Source organism: Zetaproteobacteria bacterium (genome assembly GCA_003696765.1).
Lineage (GTDB): Bacteria > Pseudomonadota > Zetaproteobacteria > Mariprofundales > J009 > RFFX01.
Window position 1 is genome coordinate 1 of the sequence record RFFX01000030.1, and the last position, 15,366, is coordinate 15,366.

14 protein-coding genes are annotated in these 15,366 nt (G+C 68.6%); all 14 read left to right on the forward strand.

Features of this window, described 5'->3' with window-relative positions; genetic code table 11:
• The first annotated feature begins 93 nt into the window (after positions 1–93).
• A complete protein-coding gene (locus D6682_02900) occupies positions 94–759 on the forward strand; it encodes a protein-L-isoaspartate O-methyltransferase (protein RMH51973.1) in 666 nt (221 codons plus the stop codon).
• Between the two features lie 82 nt (positions 760–841).
• Positions 842–1,822, forward strand: a complete 981-nt coding sequence (mltB, locus tag D6682_02905) for a lytic murein transglycosylase B (protein ID RMH52001.1) — start codon at positions 842–844, stop codon at positions 1,820–1,822.
• Positions 1,741–2,583, forward strand: coding sequence for a septal ring lytic transglycosylase RlpA family protein (locus tag D6682_02910; protein RMH51974.1), 843 nt, complete (start codon positions 1,741–1,743; stop codon positions 2,581–2,583). The genes mltB and D6682_02910 overlap by 82 nt, the downstream gene beginning before the upstream one ends.
• A gap of 20 nt (positions 2,584–2,603) precedes the next feature.
• Positions 2,604–3,131, forward strand: coding sequence for a hypothetical protein (locus D6682_02915; protein ID RMH51975.1), 528 nt, complete (start codon positions 2,604–2,606; stop codon positions 3,129–3,131).
• A 128-nt stretch (positions 3,132–3,259) separates the two neighbouring features.
• Positions 3,260–4,432, forward strand: a complete 1,173-nt coding sequence (locus D6682_02920; protein RMH51976.1) for a D-alanyl-D-alanine carboxypeptidase — start codon at positions 3,260–3,262, stop codon at positions 4,430–4,432.
• Positions 4,413–5,339, forward strand: coding sequence for a hypothetical protein (locus D6682_02925; GenBank protein RMH51977.1), 927 nt, complete (start codon positions 4,413–4,415; stop codon positions 5,337–5,339). Before D6682_02920 ends, D6682_02925 begins: the two co-directional genes overlap by 20 nt.
• Before the next feature lie 13 nt (positions 5,340–5,352).
• Positions 5,353–6,027 (forward strand): HAD family hydrolase, encoded by a 675-nt coding sequence (locus D6682_02930; protein RMH51978.1) that lies wholly within the window; start codon positions 5,353–5,355, stop codon positions 6,025–6,027.
• Positions 6,028–6,038: 11 nt separating this feature from the next.
• Complete coding sequence (locus D6682_02935; protein ID RMH51979.1) at positions 6,039–7,853, forward strand: hypothetical protein; 1,815 nt, start codon at positions 6,039–6,041, stop codon at positions 7,851–7,853.
• Positions 7,854–7,868: 15 nt separating this feature from the next.
• On the forward strand, positions 7,869–8,771 hold the full coding sequence (locus D6682_02940; protein RMH51980.1) for a PDZ domain-containing protein: 903 nt from the start codon (positions 7,869–7,871) through the stop codon (positions 8,769–8,771).
• 17 nt (positions 8,772–8,788) lie between these two features.
• On the forward strand, positions 8,789–10,873 hold the full coding sequence (gspD, locus tag D6682_02945) for a type II secretion system protein GspD (protein ID RMH51981.1): 2,085 nt from the start codon (positions 8,789–8,791) through the stop codon (positions 10,871–10,873).
• Position 10,874: 1 nt separating this feature from the next.
• On the forward strand, positions 10,875–12,416 hold the full coding sequence (gspE, locus tag D6682_02950; protein RMH51982.1) for a type II secretion system protein GspE: 1,542 nt from the start codon (positions 10,875–10,877) through the stop codon (positions 12,414–12,416).
• 367 nt (positions 12,417–12,783) lie between these two features.
• On the forward strand, positions 12,784–13,905 hold the full coding sequence (locus tag D6682_02955; protein ID RMH51983.1) for a DUF692 family protein: 1,122 nt from the start codon (positions 12,784–12,786) through the stop codon (positions 13,903–13,905).
• Positions 13,779–14,687 (forward strand): DUF2063 domain-containing protein, encoded by a 909-nt coding sequence (locus tag D6682_02960; protein ID RMH51984.1) that lies wholly within the window; start codon positions 13,779–13,781, stop codon positions 14,685–14,687. Before D6682_02955 ends, D6682_02960 begins: the two co-directional genes overlap by 127 nt.
• 12 nt (positions 14,688–14,699) lie before the next feature.
• On the forward strand, positions 14,700–15,188 hold the full coding sequence (locus D6682_02965; protein RMH51985.1) for a DoxX family protein: 489 nt from the start codon (positions 14,700–14,702) through the stop codon (positions 15,186–15,188).
• The last annotated feature ends 178 nt before the right edge of the window (positions 15,189–15,366 follow it).

Genomic DNA, 15,366 nt, shown 5'->3' on the forward strand with positions numbered 1-15,366 from the left:
ATGCAAGCGACGGATTTGTAAGGCGATCGAAGACCGCGCTCTTCGATCGCCGTCAAGCAAAAAGTCCACGGACGGACTTTTTGCGATTCGATCATGGATTACGCCGCTGCACGAGCCAACATGGTGGAGCATCAGATCCGCGCCTGCAGGGTGCTCGATCCCGATCTGCTCGACTTCCTCTCCCGAATGCCGCGCGAGCGGTTCGTGCCGGAGGAGCTGCGCAGCATCGCCTACATGGAGGGGCATGTGCCGCTCCCCTGCGGCCAGGAGATGCTCTCTCCGCTGCAGGAGGCCCGCATCCTGCAGCAGCTGGCCCTCTCCGGCGATGAGGAGATCCTGCTGATCGGCGCCGGCAGCGGCTATCTGACGGCGCTGTTGGCCATGCAGGCCCGCTTCGTGCTGGCCTGCGAGATCCATCGGGAGCTGGTCGACTTCGCCACGCGCAATCTGCGCGATCTTGGGATCGACAATGCGCGGGTGATCCAGCTGAACGGCCTCGATCCCGAGGCGTGCGAGGAGATCGACGGCGGGCCGTTCGACGTGCTGGTGATCGCCGCGGCGGTGGATGAGATCCCGCGACACCTGCGTGACCGGGTGGCGCCGGGGGGGGAGGTGATCGCCTTCGTCGGCAGCAACCCGGTGGTCGAGCTGCTGCACCAGCGGCTGTTGCCCGACGGCGGGGTGGAGACCACCCGGGTGATGGAGACGCTTCTGGCCGATGCCGAGGGGGCGGTCAAGCCGCGCGAGTTCGTTTTTTGATCCGGATCCCGCTGCGGGAGGCGGGGCGGTGAGCGGCGGGGGGCGCACAGCCTGTGGCGTCGATCGCGGCCGGCGCGCCGTTCTGCGCGGGGTGGGGGCGGCGGTTGCGGCGGTGGTGTGGGCGCCGGAGGCGCTCCGCGCCGATCCCCGTCGGGCGGCCCTGGTCGACGCGCTGGTGCGCCAGACCGGTCTGCCGCGCGCGGAGGTGGCCGCGGCGCTGACTCAGGCCCGCTACCGCGATTCGGTCATCCGGCGCATCACCACGCCGTATGAGGCGCGCCCCTATGCCGCCTACCGTCCGCTCTTCGTCCGGCGTCGGCTGGCCGATCAGGGGCGGGCCTACCTGCGCGAACATGCGGCCGTCTTCGCCGCCGCGCGGGCGCGCTACCATGTGCAACCGGAGATGATCGCCGCCATCCTGGGGATGGAGAGCCACTACGGGCGCCGGCGCGGGCGCGACCGGGTGCTCGATGCGCTCTACACGTTGGCGGTCGGCTATCCGCGCCGGGCCGACTTCTTCCGCCGCGAGCTGGGGGAGTTTCTGCTGATGTGCCACGAGGAGCGGCGGGACCCGGCTTCGGTGGTCGGCTCCTATGCCGGCGCCTTCGGCACCACCCAGTTCATCCCCTCCTCTTACCGCGCCTACGCCGTCGACGGCGATGGCGACGGGCGGCGCGACGTCTGGGATTCCCCGACCGATATCATCTACAGCGTGGCCAACTACTTCCACCGCCACCACTGGGACGACCGGCGGCCGGTGGCCCACTGGCTGCCGGAGGGGGCCGGCCGGCGGGCGCCGATCGCCGCTCTGATCGCCGCACGCAGCCTGCGGTGGCGGGCGCTGGCCGATCTGCGACCGGAGCTCGGCCGGCTGCCGGCGCACTGGCGTGATGACGACCGGGTGACGGTGATCGCCCTGGCGGTGGAGGAGGGGGTGGAGCGGCCGCTGTTGATCCACTACAACTTCCATGTCATCACCCGATGGAACCGTTCCCGCAACTACGCCATGGCGGCGACCGAGCTGGCCGCCATGCTGGGCAGCGCGCTGTGCGCCGTCTCCTGATCGCGCTGATGCTGCTTTCCCTGTCCGCGCTGGTCGGCGGCTGCGGGCGGCAGGGGGTGGCCCTCTACGACCGGGGGGGGTATGCACCGCCCCCCTCTGCGGGCGGGGCGCGCAAGGCCGGCCGTCCCTATCGGGTCGGCGGCCGCTGGTACCACCCATTGCAGAGTGCGGCCGGCTACGATGAGACCGGGATCGCCTCCTGGTACGGCCGCGACTTCCACGGCAGGCGGACGGCCAACGGCGAGATCTACGACATGCACGCCATGACCGCGGCGCACAAGACACTGCCCCTGCCGACCATGGTGCGGGTGACCAATCTAGAGAACGGCCGCTCGGTGGTGGTGCGGGTCAACGACCGCGGCCCCTTCGTCAAGAACCGGCTGATCGACCTCTCCTACGCCGCCGCCCGTGCGCTGGGGTTCGACCGCAAGGGCACGGCGCGGGTGCGGGTGCAGGCGTTGGAGGGGGCGGCGTCGGCTGCCCCACCTCCTCCGGTTGCATCGGCATCTCCCACCGGATCCCTGCCGCCCGATGCGGTCTATGTGCAGGTGGGTGCCTTCTCCAGCTACGCCAACGCAGAACGGTTGCGCCGCCGATTGCAGGCTCGCTTCGCCCCGGTGAGGATTGCGCGCGCCCGCCTCCCCGGAGGGGCGCTCTACCGGGTGCGCATCGGGCCGCTGCGGGCGATGTCGCGGGTGGAGCGGATCGTGCTGGCGCTGCAGCGTGCCGGCTTCGGTCGGGCGATGGTGGTGATCGAGTGACGCCACCTCGGCAGGGTGGGGTGATCTCCGCCTTCGGTTCGTCGTGTATCCCCTCCGACGATCCCCGCTACCGCGCCGTTGTCGCCTTGGGCCGCCGGTTGGCCGAGGCTGGCTGGCGGGGGCAGACCGGCGGCCATCAGGGGATGATGGCCGCCTTCGCCGAGGGGATGGCACAGGGCGGTGGGGCGGTGCGCGGGGTGACGCTGAGCCGCTTTCCCACCCCACCGGAGAACGCGCTGGCCGAGGAGCTACGCTGCGACGACTTCTTCGAACGGATGAAGCGGCTGGTGGAGGAGTGCGACGCCTGGCTGGTGCTGCCCGGCGGGCTGGGGACCCTCTCCGAGTTCGCCATGTGCTGGGATCTGAAGGCGATCCGGGTGGTGGAGCCCAGGCCGCTGATCTTCTTCGGCGACTGCTGGCCGCCGCTGCTTGCGGCGCTGGAGCGCCATCTGGTGATGTCGGTGGAGGATGCGATGGCACAGGTTGTCTGCTGCCGGAGTGAGGATGCGGTGCTCTCGGTGTTGCGCGATGTCTCCCTGGGGCGGTGAGGGGGCGGGCGGAGGAGCGGCCATGGAGGGCCGCGCTCTTCGATTCCCGTCGGACCAATCGTCCACGGACGGGGCTGTTGCGATGAAATCATGATGGGGCTGCTGTGGTACGATCCGGAAGGAAGAGGATGAGACGGACGGCATGGATCGCGTGGACGCTGTTGGCGGCGGTGGTGGTCGCCGCCCCGGCCGCGCGGGCGGCGCTCTGGCCCAAGGCGCCCGAGCTCAACGCCCGGGCGTGGGTGTTGCTCGACGCCCGCTCCGGCAAGGTGGTCACCGGCCACAACGCCGACGAGGAGCTGCCGCCGGCAAGCCTGACCAAGATGATGACCCTCTATCTGATCTTCGAGGATCTTCGGCTGGGGAGGCTTGCGCTGGATGAGCGGGTGTCGGTCAGCCGCAAGGCGTGGAAGATCGGCGGCAGCACCATGTTTCTCGATCCCCGGATGAAGCCGACCGTCGAGGAGTTGATTCACGGTATCGCCACCTATTCCGGCAACGACGCCTGCATCGCCATGGCCGAACACATTGCCGGCACCGAGGAGGCCTTCGCCGACAGGATGAACGAGAAGGCGGGGGCGTTGGGTCTGCACCATACCCACTTCGTCAACGCCACCGGTTTCCCGGTGGATGGGCACTACAGCAGCGCCCGCGACATGGCCCTGCTCGGGGCGGCGCTCTGGCGGGACTTCCCCAAGTACTACAAGATCTTCTCCGAGAAGAGCTACACCTTCAACGGCCGCAGGCAGTACAACCGCAACCGGCTGCTCTGGTCGATGCCGGGGGTGGACGGCATCAAGACCGGCCACACCAGGGCCGCCGGCTACTGCCTGGTCGCCTCGATGCAGCAGGGCGATACCCGTTTCGTCTCCGCCATCTTCGGCGCCCGTTCCGACCGCGCCCGCGCCGCGTTGAGCAAGTCGCTGCTCAAGTACGGCTTCCGCAACTTCGTCTCCGTGCGCCCGGCGGTGCACGATCTGCGCAGGGAGGTGGAGGTCTTCGGCGGTGCCGACAACCATGTCTGGCTGATCCCTGCAGCCCCCGTCTGGATCACCGTGCCCAAGGGGTATCAGCGCAAGGTGGCCTTCGACCTCACCTACCCCGCGCCGCTGACCGCGCCGCTCTCCAAGGGGCGGAAGGTGGGTGAGATCCGTGCCACCGTCACCGACGAGCGGGGACGGCGGCATACCCTGGCCACCGTGCCGATGGTCACCGCCGCCGCGGTGGGCGAGGCCGGCTGGTTCGGCCGCATGGTCGACCGCATCCGATTGATGTTCCGGGATGCCCCCGAGGGTGGGTGAGGAGGGGGGATCGCCCGCTCCGGGAGCCGGCAACCCTGATCGGGGGCTTGTCGCCTGGCTCAACGATCGCTTCCTCCCGCTCGCCGAGGCGCGGGTGCACATTGAGGATCGGGGTTTTCAGTTTGCTGACGGCGTCTACGAGGTGGTGGCCTGCTTTGGCGGCACCTTCCTCGATCTCGACCCCCATCTGACGCGGCTGGAGTACTCGCTCGAGGCGGTGGCCATCCCCATGCCCTGCAGCAGGGAACAGATGCGCGCGCGGCTGGAGGAGCTCTATCGGCGCAACCCCTTCCGCGACGCCATGCTCTACATCCAGGTGACCCGCGGGGTGGCGCCGCGCGCCCATCTGGTCTCCACCCCTCTCACCCCCACCTGGGTGATGACCGCGCGTGCGTTGCCGCTCCCCTCCGATGCCCGCGTGGCGCAGGGGCTGGTCGGCATCACCCTGCCGGATATCCGCTGGAAGCGGTGTGACATCAAGTCGATCGCGCTTCTGGCCAGCGTGCTGGGCAAGCAGGAGGCGCAGCGCGCCGGTGCCGACGAGGCATTCTGGGTCGACGAGGAGGGGCATCTGCTCGAAGGGTGTGCCACCAACCTGCTGGCGGTGATCGACCAGGTGGTGGTGACCCATCCGCTCGACCAACGGGTGCTGGGTGGAATCACCCGTGCGTTGGCGCTGAGGCTGGCCGCCGAGGCGGGGTTTGCGGTGGCCGAGCGGCCGTGGCGGCTCGACGAGCCGGGGCTGAGCGAGTGCATGCTGACCAGCACCACCAACGCGGTGATGCCGGTCTGTGTGATCGACGGTCGGCCGGTGGGCGACGGCCGGCCGGGGCGGGTGACCCGCCGGTGGCGGGCGGCGATGATCGACCATCTTGGGCGCCTCTCTGCCGGAGCGGGGGATCGTTGACGGGCGTTTTGCAGTGAAATTTGAGCCGAAGCCGCGTGGGGTCCTGCTCGATCTCGACGGCACGTTGATCGACGGCTTCGGGCCGATCGCCTGGGCGCTCAACCGGACGCTGGCCGAGTTCGGCCGGCCGCGGATGACGCGGGAGGAGATCGTCCGCCACACCGGACGGGGCGAGTGCAGCATGATCTCGCTCTTTGGCGATCGGCGCGAGGAGGCCGGCCGTCGTTTCCTCGAGTTTCACGATCGGCGCCTGCTCGACATTACGCCGCTGCCCGGCGCGGAGGCGTTGCTGCGCTGGCTGGCGGAGCATGAGGTGCCGCGGGCGGTGGTGACCAGCAAGAGCCAGTCGCGCGCCGAGCGGCAGCTGGCGCACCTGGGCTGGACGGGGCTTTTGCCGCTGGTGATCGGGCTGACGCCCGAGCGGCGGCAGAAGCCCGATCCGCACACCCTGCTGCTGGCCGCCGAGGCGCTCGGGTGTGCCCCCGGGGAGCTGGTCATGGCCGGTGACGGTGTCGGCGACATGAAGGCGGCACGACGGGCGGGTTGTTATCCGCTGGGCGTCAGCGGAGGGTTCGATGCCGACGAGTTGCGCGCGGCGGGTGCGGGCGATTGCGTCGATGGCTGTCCGGCGCTCCGTGTATGGCTGGAGTGCCGGCTGGCGCTGCCGGAGGCGGAAGGAGTGGAGTGATGGGCAGAGCGGTGGGGATGGTCGGTGTGGCGGCCGCGATGGTGGCGCTGGCGCTCTTTGCTCCCGGTTGCGGCGGCGGCGGTGGCGGTGGCGGGAGCGTGGCCGGCGGCAGCACGGTTGCAGTCCACGGCGTGGCCAACCTCGGGGTGGTCCAGGGCGGTGTGGTCCGTGCCTACCGGCTGGATGGCGGCGGCAAGGGGGCGTTGCTCGACCGCTACAGCGGCACCGGGCCGGGAGGCGGGTTCACGCTGCGGATCTCCAACTATCAGGGGCCGATGCTGCTCGAACTCACACCGGGCGGCCAGGGCGCCACCTTTCTGGACGAATACACCGGCACGACTGCTGCACTGAGCGGTACGATCCGTGCGGTGGTGCCGGCGGTGGTCGCCGATCAGTATGCCAACATCACGCCGCTGACCGAGATGGCCGCCGCCGGTGCGCTGCAGAAGATCGCCGCCGGCGGCGACCCGGCAGCGGGGGTGATGGAGGCGCTGGCCCAGGTGGGCAGCGCCTTTCTCGGTGGGGGCGATCCGCTCACCCTGATCCCCGACGATGTGACCCTGCCCGCCTCGGGCGACGCCGATCGCGCCCATTACGCCGCGGTCTTGGCCGGCATCGCCGGGTTGGCGCACACCCGCGGCAAGTCGATCCCGGCGCTGGCCGCCGACCTCTACGGCCAGCTCTTTCCCGTCGGCGGCAGCGGCGCGCTCTCCACCACCGATCTGAACGACCTCTACACCCACATGATCCAGGCACCGGTCACCGGGCGGGTCGACCACCGCCCGGCGGTCGCCGGCCGTCCACTGGGCAGCGCCAATATCGCCCAGGCGCATCAGGGGCGGTTCGAGTATGTGACGCTCACCTTGGCCGTCGGCGGCCGGCGGCTGGAGCGCGGGGTGGTCGACCTCTATACCACCTCCGCCGCCATGTTCCCCCGGGATCTCTACGTCGACGGCACTGCGCAGGCGCCGGCGAGCGGCAGGGTCGGCTTCGATACCTACTCCCTCTCCGCCGACGGTCGCTGGAGCCTCGATCGGGTGACCAGCGCGGTGGCCGAGCCGCAGTATCAGGGGGCCTTCTCCGCCGATGGCCAGATGGTCGCCGGGGTGTTGACCGACAACTACAGCCTGACCGAGCACCGGCTGCTGCTCGGCGTGCGCCACACGGACGCTCCGGTGGTGACCAGCGCCGTCTGGCAGTGGGTGGGGTTGGAGTACGGTGCCGCCGGGGCGTTGACCACCTTCAGCGGCAATCTCGATGTCACCGCCTCTTCGGCAGCCGCCGGGGCCTTTTCCGGCGGGATCACGGCCTCCGACGGCAGTCGGCCGACTTTCAACGGCAACGTTGTACGCGACAGCTACGGCTTCGTCTTCACCCTGGCGAAGGGGAGTGCGCCGGTGCCGGTCCGGTTCCGCTTCGTCCCCTCCGAGGATGGCCGCAAGGCGCTGATCTGGTTCGCCGACGGCACCGTATGGGGGGTTGGTGTCGCCCTCCGGCGCAACAGCGTCGCGCAGCCCCTCGTCGGCCGGCGCTACCACTACGTTGGGCTGGCCGCCTCCACCTCCGTCCGGTCGACCGCCGGTTTCGTCCACCTCCTTCCCGGCGGGGGGCTCTTCTCCGGGCGTGACTTCACCACCGCGCCGCAACCGCAGCGCAGCGGGGTTTCGTTCACACTCTCGATGCAGGCGGCGGACCGTGTGGGGTTGCGGGCCGTCTCCCTCTCCAAGGGGGGGGAGGCCGCGTTGTCCGGCTTCATCGCCCCCGACGGCACGGTGGTCGTGGCCGAGGATCCCGGTCGCGGGATCCGCCTGCTGCTGCGGCAGTAGCGGGAGGGAAGGGGGATGGTCGCGATCCAGACGCTGCGCCGGCAGGAGTGGTGGCTGCAGCGTGCTCCGGCGGCGCTGGAGGTGGCGCTGGTGGTGTGGATCGCCTGGCAGTGCGCGGTGCTTCTGGTGCCTTCCGGCACCCGGAGGGATGGGGCGGATCTCCCTGCTGCGCCGCAGGCGGAGCGCACGGCCGTCGGGTCGATCGATCCGGCGGCGATCGTTGCCCAGCACCTCTTCGGCAAGCCACAGGCCAAGCCCAAAGCCGCGCCGAAACCGAGACCGGTGGCGCCACCACCGCCTCCGCCGGTGGTCAAGCCTCCGATCCGGCTCGATGCCAAGCTGGTCGGTACGGCGATGGCCGGCGACCGGTCGGTGGCCATGATCCTGCCGATGCCGGGCAAGGCGGTGGATACCTTCCACGTCGGGGACGCCGTCATTCCCCGGGTCACGGTGCAGCGGATCTATGCCGATCATGTGGTGCTCGATGCCGACGGGACGCCGCGGGAGCTCTGGCTGGACAAGAAGGCCGAGGCGGCGGCCAAGGGGATGCCTCCTCCACCGCCGCTGGTGCGGCAGCTCCCGTCGAGAAGCCCCAACCGGCGCAACATGGGATTGAGCCGGCAGGTGGTCAACGACGCCATGGCCAACTTCTCCCGGCTGTTGTCGCAGGCGCGTATCCTGCCCCATTTCACCAACGGCAAGGCCGACGGCTTCCTGGTGACCGACATCGCCGCCGGCAGCCTCTATCAGCGGCTTGGCCTGCAGAACGGCGATATCCTCACCGGGGTCAACGGCAAACCGGTCACCTCGATGGAGCAGGCGATGAACATGTACCGCCAGTTGCAGACGGCCTCGAGCGTCGATGTCACCGTACGGCGCGGCGGCAGCGACTACGTCTTCCACTACGAGATCCGCTGAGCGGCGATGGAGGGGTGATGGATTTGCAGAGGAGCGGCGGATTGCGCAGGAGAGGACCAGGGAGGTGGGCGATGCGACGTGGGCGGACGACGGCCATCCGGTTCCGATTCCTGCCGTTCGTGGCCGCGCTGCTGATGCTGGCGGCTCTGCCGGCCTGGGCCGGCGGCAAGGTGACACTCAACTTCAAGGATGCCGACATCAAGTCGGTGATCAAGTTCGTCTCCGAGTTCACCGGCAAGAACTTTCTGGTCGACAACCGGGTGCGGGGGACGGTGAGCATCGTCTCCCCGACGCCGATCTCGGAGAAGGATGCCTACGACGTCTTCCTCTCGGTGCTGGAGATGAACGGCTTCGCCGCCGTGCCCAGCGGTAAGGTGATCAAGATCATCCCCCGCGCCGAGGGCAAGCAGAAGACCATTCCGGTGTTGCGCAACCAGCCCAGGGCCAACGACGACCTGGTGACCGAGGTGATCGCGCTCCACTACGCCAACGCCGCCCAGCTGGTGGCCATCCTGCGGCCGCTGATCGCACCGGTGAGCCACCTGGTCGCCTACCCGGCGAGCAATCTGCTGCTGCTGACCGATTCCGCCGCCAACATCGCCAAGATCCGCAAGATCATCGCCATCGTCGACCAGCCCAAGGCGGTCTCGGTGCGCATCTTCGAGTTGCAGTACGCCTCGGCGGCCAAGCTGGCTGCCACGCTGAACGCGCTCTACGGCACGGTGGAGAAGGCTGAGGGGATGACGCCGGTGGCGCTCAAGGCGTTGGCCCACGATCCGGGCAACCTGCTGATCGTCATCGCCGATCCGCAGCGGATGGACGACGTCGCGGAGATCGTCGCACGGCTCGACGTCCGGCCGGAGACCGACGCCGGCCGGCTGCAGGTGATCTACCTCAAGCACGCCAACGCCACCGATGTGGCCAAAACGCTGACCTCGCTCACCGGCGGACGGGTGGTGGGCAAGCCGGGGCAGAAGAAGGTGCTCTTCTCCGGCAACATCAAGGTGGTGGCCGATCCCTCGACCAATGCGCTGCTGGTCACCGCCGGGCCGGACGACATGCGGGCGATCAAGTCGATCATCGCCAAGCTCGACATCCGCCGGCTGCAGGTGCTGATCGAGGCGCTGGTGGTCGAGGTGAGTGGCAACGACGCCGAGCAGCTGGGCATCGACTGGCTGGCCGGCAAGCCGATCAAGAACAACACCATCACCATCTTCGGCGGTCAGAACGATCAGGGCACCTTCGGCAAGATCGGTGCCGCAGTGGCGGCCAACAATGGAACGATCAACAACGCCGCCGCGGCCGCCGCCGCCCTGCCCGGTTTCTCGGTCGGGGTGCTGCAGGGGGACCTCAACGCCGGCTCGATCACCCTCGGTGCCATCGCCCAGGCGATCGAGAGCACCACCCACAGCAACCTGCTCTCCACGCCGACGATCCTGACCATGGACAACGAGGAGGCACAGATCGTCGTCGGCCAGAACGTGCCGTTCATCACCGGCACCAACGCCACCCAAGGGGGGGTGGCCAATCCGTTCCAAACGATCCAGCGCAAGGACATCGGCCTGACGCTGAAGGTCAAGCCGCAGATCTCGGAGGGGGATACCGTGCGGCTGGAGATCTATCAGGAGGTCTCCAGCATCAGCAACTCGGCCACCGCCACCACCGGGGCAAGCGATCTGATCACCAACAAGCGCTCGATCAAGACGGTGGCGCTGGTGCGCGACGGCGAGATCCTGGTGCTCGGCGGCCTGATGCGCTCGGATGAGCGCACCGCGGTGAAGAAGGTTCCCTGCCTCGGCTCGGTGCCGCTCCTCGGAGAGCCGTTCAAGTTCACCGACGACAGCCGCACCAAGACCAACCTGATGGTCTTCCTCCGGCCCAAGATCATCCGCAGCGAGGACGACATCCGCACCGTGACCCAGGACAAGTATCTGGATATCAAGAGGCTCTACAAGGGGCAGAGGAGCGGCGGTTCCATCCTGATCCGCCCTTCGGCGCACCACTTCCCCGAGTCGTGGAAGCCGACGCCGCCCTCGGGAAAGGGGAAGCCGAAGCAGCCGCCGACCCGTTCCGCCCCCACCGACGGCTACGCCACGCCGTGAGATGAAGCGGCTTACACGCATCGCCGCCGACCGGATCGATCCCGAACGGCTGGCGCCCTTTTCGCTGGCCGTGCTGCGTCAGGGGCCGATCCTGCCGCTGGCCCCGAGCGATGAGGCGGCCAACCCGGTGGCGGTGCCCGACGACGGCGACTGGCCGTGGACGTTGCTCGACGATTGTCGCCTCTTCCTCGGCGGGGAGGTGACCCCGGTGCTCGCACCGCGCGATGTGATCATGACCGCGCTCAACCAGAGCTTCGACATGGCCTCGGCCTCCGCCGAGCAGATGCTGGAGGATCTGGGCGAGCACGACGATCTCTCGCGCGAGTTCGAGGAGATCAGCGACCTGCTCGACGCCGAGGACGAAGCACCGGTGATCCGGCTGATCAACACCCTGATCTCCCAGGCGCTCAAGGAGCGGGCCAGCGACATCCATATCGAGCCGTTTGCCACCAAGGTGTTGGTGCGCTTCCGCATCGACGGGGTGTTGCACACCATCATCACCCCGCCGAAGGGGGTGCAGGCGGCGATGAGCAGCCGGATCAAGGTGATGGCCGGGCTGGACATCGCCGAGAAGCGCCACCCGCAGGACGGCCGCTTCCGGGTGCGCATCGCCGCACGCGAGGTCGATGTGCGGGTCTCCATCCTGCCGACGGCGCAGGGCGAGCGCATCGTCATGCGGCTGCTCGACAAGAGCGCGGGGGTGATGAGCCTGAGCAGCCTGGGGATGAGCGACGCCCAACTGGAGCTGATCCGGCAGGCCACCGCCGCGCCGCACGGCCTGCTGCTGGTTACCGGTCCGACCGGATCGGGCAAGACCACCACCCTCTACGCCGCATTGATGCAGGTCGACCGGGCCAATCGCAACGTGATGACCATCGAGGATCCGATCGAGTACCAGCTCGAAGGGGTGGGACAGATGCAGGTGCAGCAGAAGATCGGGCTGACCTTCGCCAGCGGGCTGCGCTCCATCCTGCGGCAGGATCCCGACATCGTGATGATCGGTGAGATCCGCGATCTGGAGACGGCGGAGATCGCCATCCAGGCCTCGCTCACCGGCCATCTGGTCTTCGCCACGCTCCATACCAACGACTCGCTCTCGGCCGTCGTCCGGCTTCAGGACATGGGGGTGGAGCCCTACCTGGTCGCCTCGTCGCTGATCATGGTGCAGGCGCAACGGCTGGTGCGCCGGCTCTGCCCCCACTGTCGCAGGCCGCGTCCGCCGGTGGATGCCGACTGGCGGGTGCTCGACGTGGATGGTGCCGACTTCCCCGACGTGGAGGTGATCTACGAGGCGACCGGTTGCGCCGAATGCATGCAGACCGGCTACAAGGGGCGGGTGGCGATCTACGAGATGACGATGATCAGCGAGGCGATGCGCAACCTGATCCACGAGGGGGGGAACCTGCAGGAGGTGCGGCGGCAGGCCCGGCGCGAGGGGATGCGCACCCTGCGCCAGGACGGGGCGCGCCATGTCGCCGCCGGGGTGACCACCGTGGACGAGGTGTTGCGTGTGACGCTGGAGGATGTCGTCGCCGCCGAATAGCGGCGGATTTCCCCCTTGGGGCCGGAGGCCCTTCCGGCGCTGCCACCGCGCTTGTTCTGCAAGGTCTCTTCTCCTGTAAAACAAAATGGCCTTCATGCACAACTTGTTGATTTGTAAGGTAATCTAAGCCGTGCTCTTCGATTCCCGTTGAGCAAAAAGTCCACGGACGGACTTGTTGCGATTCGATCATGTAAGAACCTCCGATCCATGGCGACCAATGGGGGCGCGGCGGATGCCGTGCGGGGACGGCGGCCCTCTTGCGGGGGCGTCGGCCGGAAATCATCGGAGGTAGAATCCATGCAACAGAGAACCAGACTGATGCTCGGCGGCGCACTGGCCACCGCCATTTCCATGGGCGCGATCGGCGATGCCAACGCCGGATCGATGGGCAAGATGGCGATGGAGAAGTGCTACGGCGTCAACGCCGCCTACAAGAACGACTGCCAGTCGCCGGGCCACTCCTGCGCCGGTCAGGACTCCAAGGCGCGTGATCCGCAGGCCTTCATCGCCGTGCCGGCCGGGCTGTGCGCCAAGATCGACGGCGGCAGCACCAAGCCGCGCAAGGGCTGACTCGTTGCCCGACGCTAACCGGCGCGTTTCGCGGCCGGTCCCGGTCCGCGCCGGGATCGGCCTGCGCCCGCCCCACTTCGATCAGGTGGTGCGGGAGCAGCCGGCGTGCGCCTGGTTCGAGGTGCACAGCGAGAACTTCTTCGCCCTCGACAGCCCCATGTTTGCGCTGCTGCGGCAGGTGCGCGCCGACTATCCGCTCAGCCTGCACGGGGTGGGCCTCTCCCCCGGCAGCGCCGACCGGCTCCATCGCGACCATCTGATGCAACTTGCCCGACTCTGCGACGCCATCGATCCGGGGCTGGTCTCCGAGCACATCAGTTGGGGCGCGGTCGGCTCGATCCATCTCAACGCGCTGTTGCCGCTGCCCTACACCGAGGAGTCGCTGGCGCTGCTCGTCGAGCGGGAGGAGGAGATCCAGCACCATCTGCGGCGGCAGATCCTGCTGGAGAACGCCTCCACCTACCTCGCCTACGCCCACTCCACCATCCCCGAGTGGGAGTTCGTGCGTGAGCTGGCCCGGCGCAGCGGCGCGCGGATCCTGCTCGATGTCAACAACGTCTACGTCAACAGCGTCAACCATGGCTTCGATCCCCGCCGCTTCATCGACGCCATGCCGCCGGAGCTGGTTGCAGAGTACCATCTGGCCGGCTTCTCGCGCAGGCGGCTGGTCGGCGAGGAGGGGCGGCCGGTGACGCTGCTCATCGATTCGCACGACCATCCGGTGTGGGACGAGGTGTGGCCGCTGTTTCGCTACACCGTGGAGCGGATCGGGCCGCGCCCCACCCTGATCGAGTGGGATGCGAACATTCCGGATTTTTCCGTGCTGCAGCGGGAGGCGGCCACCGCCCAGGGAATGCTGGATGCGGTGGCGGTCGATGGGCGCGGCGCGCGGCCGGCGGCTGCGGAGTGCTGCGCGTGAACAGCGCGGCCGCCCCCTCCGTCGCCCAGTTGCAGCAGGCCTTCGCCCGCTGCGTGCTCTTCGGCGATGCGGCGATCGCCCCCTGGATCGTACCGGCGGGGCTTGCGCCCTTCCGCCGCATGCAGATCTACCGCCACATCGTGGAGAACATCCTGGCCGATGCGCTGGCCACCAGCTTTCCCGCCGTGCGGGCGCTGGTCGGAGCGGCCTTCTTCTCCCGCGCCGCCGACCGCTACCTGCGCGACGATCCGCCGACGGCGGGCAACCTGCAGCAGTACGGCGCGGGCTTTCCCGACTTCCTCGCCCGGATGGAGGAGACCGAGGCGATGCCCTATCTCGCCGATGTGGCGCGGCTGGAGTGGGCGCGGCAGTTGAGCTGGCTGGCCGACGAGGCCCGCCCTCTGTCGCAGCGGGAGGCGGCGGAGCGGTTGCGCCTGCTCGATACGACGCCGCTCAGGCTGCGGCTCCATCCCTCGGTGCAGCTGGTCTGCAGCGACTATCCGGTGTTCGACATCTGGCGCTACTGCGACGATCCGCAGGGAGAGCCCCCCCGCGCCGACGCCGGCGGTCAGTCGCTGCTCCTCTGGCGGGAGGCCGCGCAGATCGTGATGCAGCCGATCACCGCCGGGGACGGCGCCTTCCTGCGTCGGGCGCTGGCCGGCGCGTCGCTGCAGCAGGCGTGGGAGCAGACGCGTGCGGCGGGTTTTTCCGACTACGACCTGTCGGCATTGCTGCCGCTGCTGCTCTCCAGGCGGCTGGTCGTCGATCTTTGTGCGGGTTGATCGAGGTGTGACATGGTGAAGATGCTCAGGCAGATCGATACGGCGTGGCGTTGGCTGCGCGACCGGCTGGAGCGGCTGCAGCCGCTCGGGCTGCTGCTCTTCCGGTTGTGGGTGGCGCTCTCCTTCTGGCGCGCCGGCGTGGTCAAGCACAACGATCCGATGGGCACCGCCTACCTGTTCAACTACGAGTACCATGTGCCGCTGATCTCGCCAGACCTCGCCGCCACCCTGGGCACCTGGACCGAGCTGACCCTGCCCTGGTTCCTCGGGCTGGGGCTGCTCGGCAGGCCGGCGGCGCTGATCCTCTTCGTCTACAACGCGGTGGCGGTGATCTCCTACCCGGCGCTGTGGCCCAACGGGCTGTGGAACGGTCTGGTGGGCAGCGACTTCATCGACCACAAGGCGTGGGGGCTGATGCTCTTCTTCCTCATCCTCAGCGGGCCGGGGGCGATTTCGCTCGACGCGGTGCTGGAGCGCTGGTTCTGGTCGCGCCTGCGCTGAGCGGTGTCTGTCGGGCCGCAGAATGTCTTTGACATTGTTGGTGTAGGTTACACAAGAAGGCGGTACGGTTGCACACGGTGATTGTGTGTGGAACATGCGGAACCCGTCATCCGCAGTCAGGACAACCGCCCTCTTCGATTCCCATCGAGCAAAAAGTCCACGGATGTACTTTTGCGAA

What these genes read in the sequence shown, in the direction of transcription:
- D6682_02925 (RMH51977.1), top strand. Translation starts at nt 4,413, where the DNA reads ATGCCCCCGAGGGTGGGTGAGGAGGGGGGATCGCCCGCTCCGGGAGCC.
- D6682_02920 (RMH51976.1), top strand. Translation starts at nt 3,260, where the DNA reads ATGAGACGGACGGCATGGATCGCGTGGACGCTGTTGGCGGCGGTGGTG.
- gspD (RMH51981.1), top strand. Translation starts at nt 8,789, where the DNA reads ATGGATTTGCAGAGGAGCGGCGGATTGCGCAGGAGAGGACCAGGGAGG.
- D6682_02965 (RMH51985.1), top strand. Translation starts at nt 14,700, where the DNA reads ATGGTGAAGATGCTCAGGCAGATCGATACGGCGTGGCGTTGGCTGCGC.
- gspE (RMH51982.1), top strand. Translation starts at nt 10,875, where the DNA reads ATGAAGCGGCTTACACGCATCGCCGCCGACCGGATCGATCCCGAACGG.
- D6682_02900 (RMH51973.1), top strand. Translation starts at nt 94, where the DNA reads ATGGATTACGCCGCTGCACGAGCCAACATGGTGGAGCATCAGATCCGC.
- D6682_02940 (RMH51980.1), top strand. Translation starts at nt 7,869, where the DNA reads ATGGTCGCGATCCAGACGCTGCGCCGGCAGGAGTGGTGGCTGCAGCGT.
- D6682_02955 (RMH51983.1), top strand. Translation starts at nt 12,784, where the DNA reads ATGCCAACGCCGGATCGATGGGCAAGATGGCGATGGAGAAGTGCTACG.
- D6682_02910 (RMH51974.1), top strand. Translation starts at nt 1,741, where the DNA reads ATGGAACCGTTCCCGCAACTACGCCATGGCGGCGACCGAGCTGGCCGC.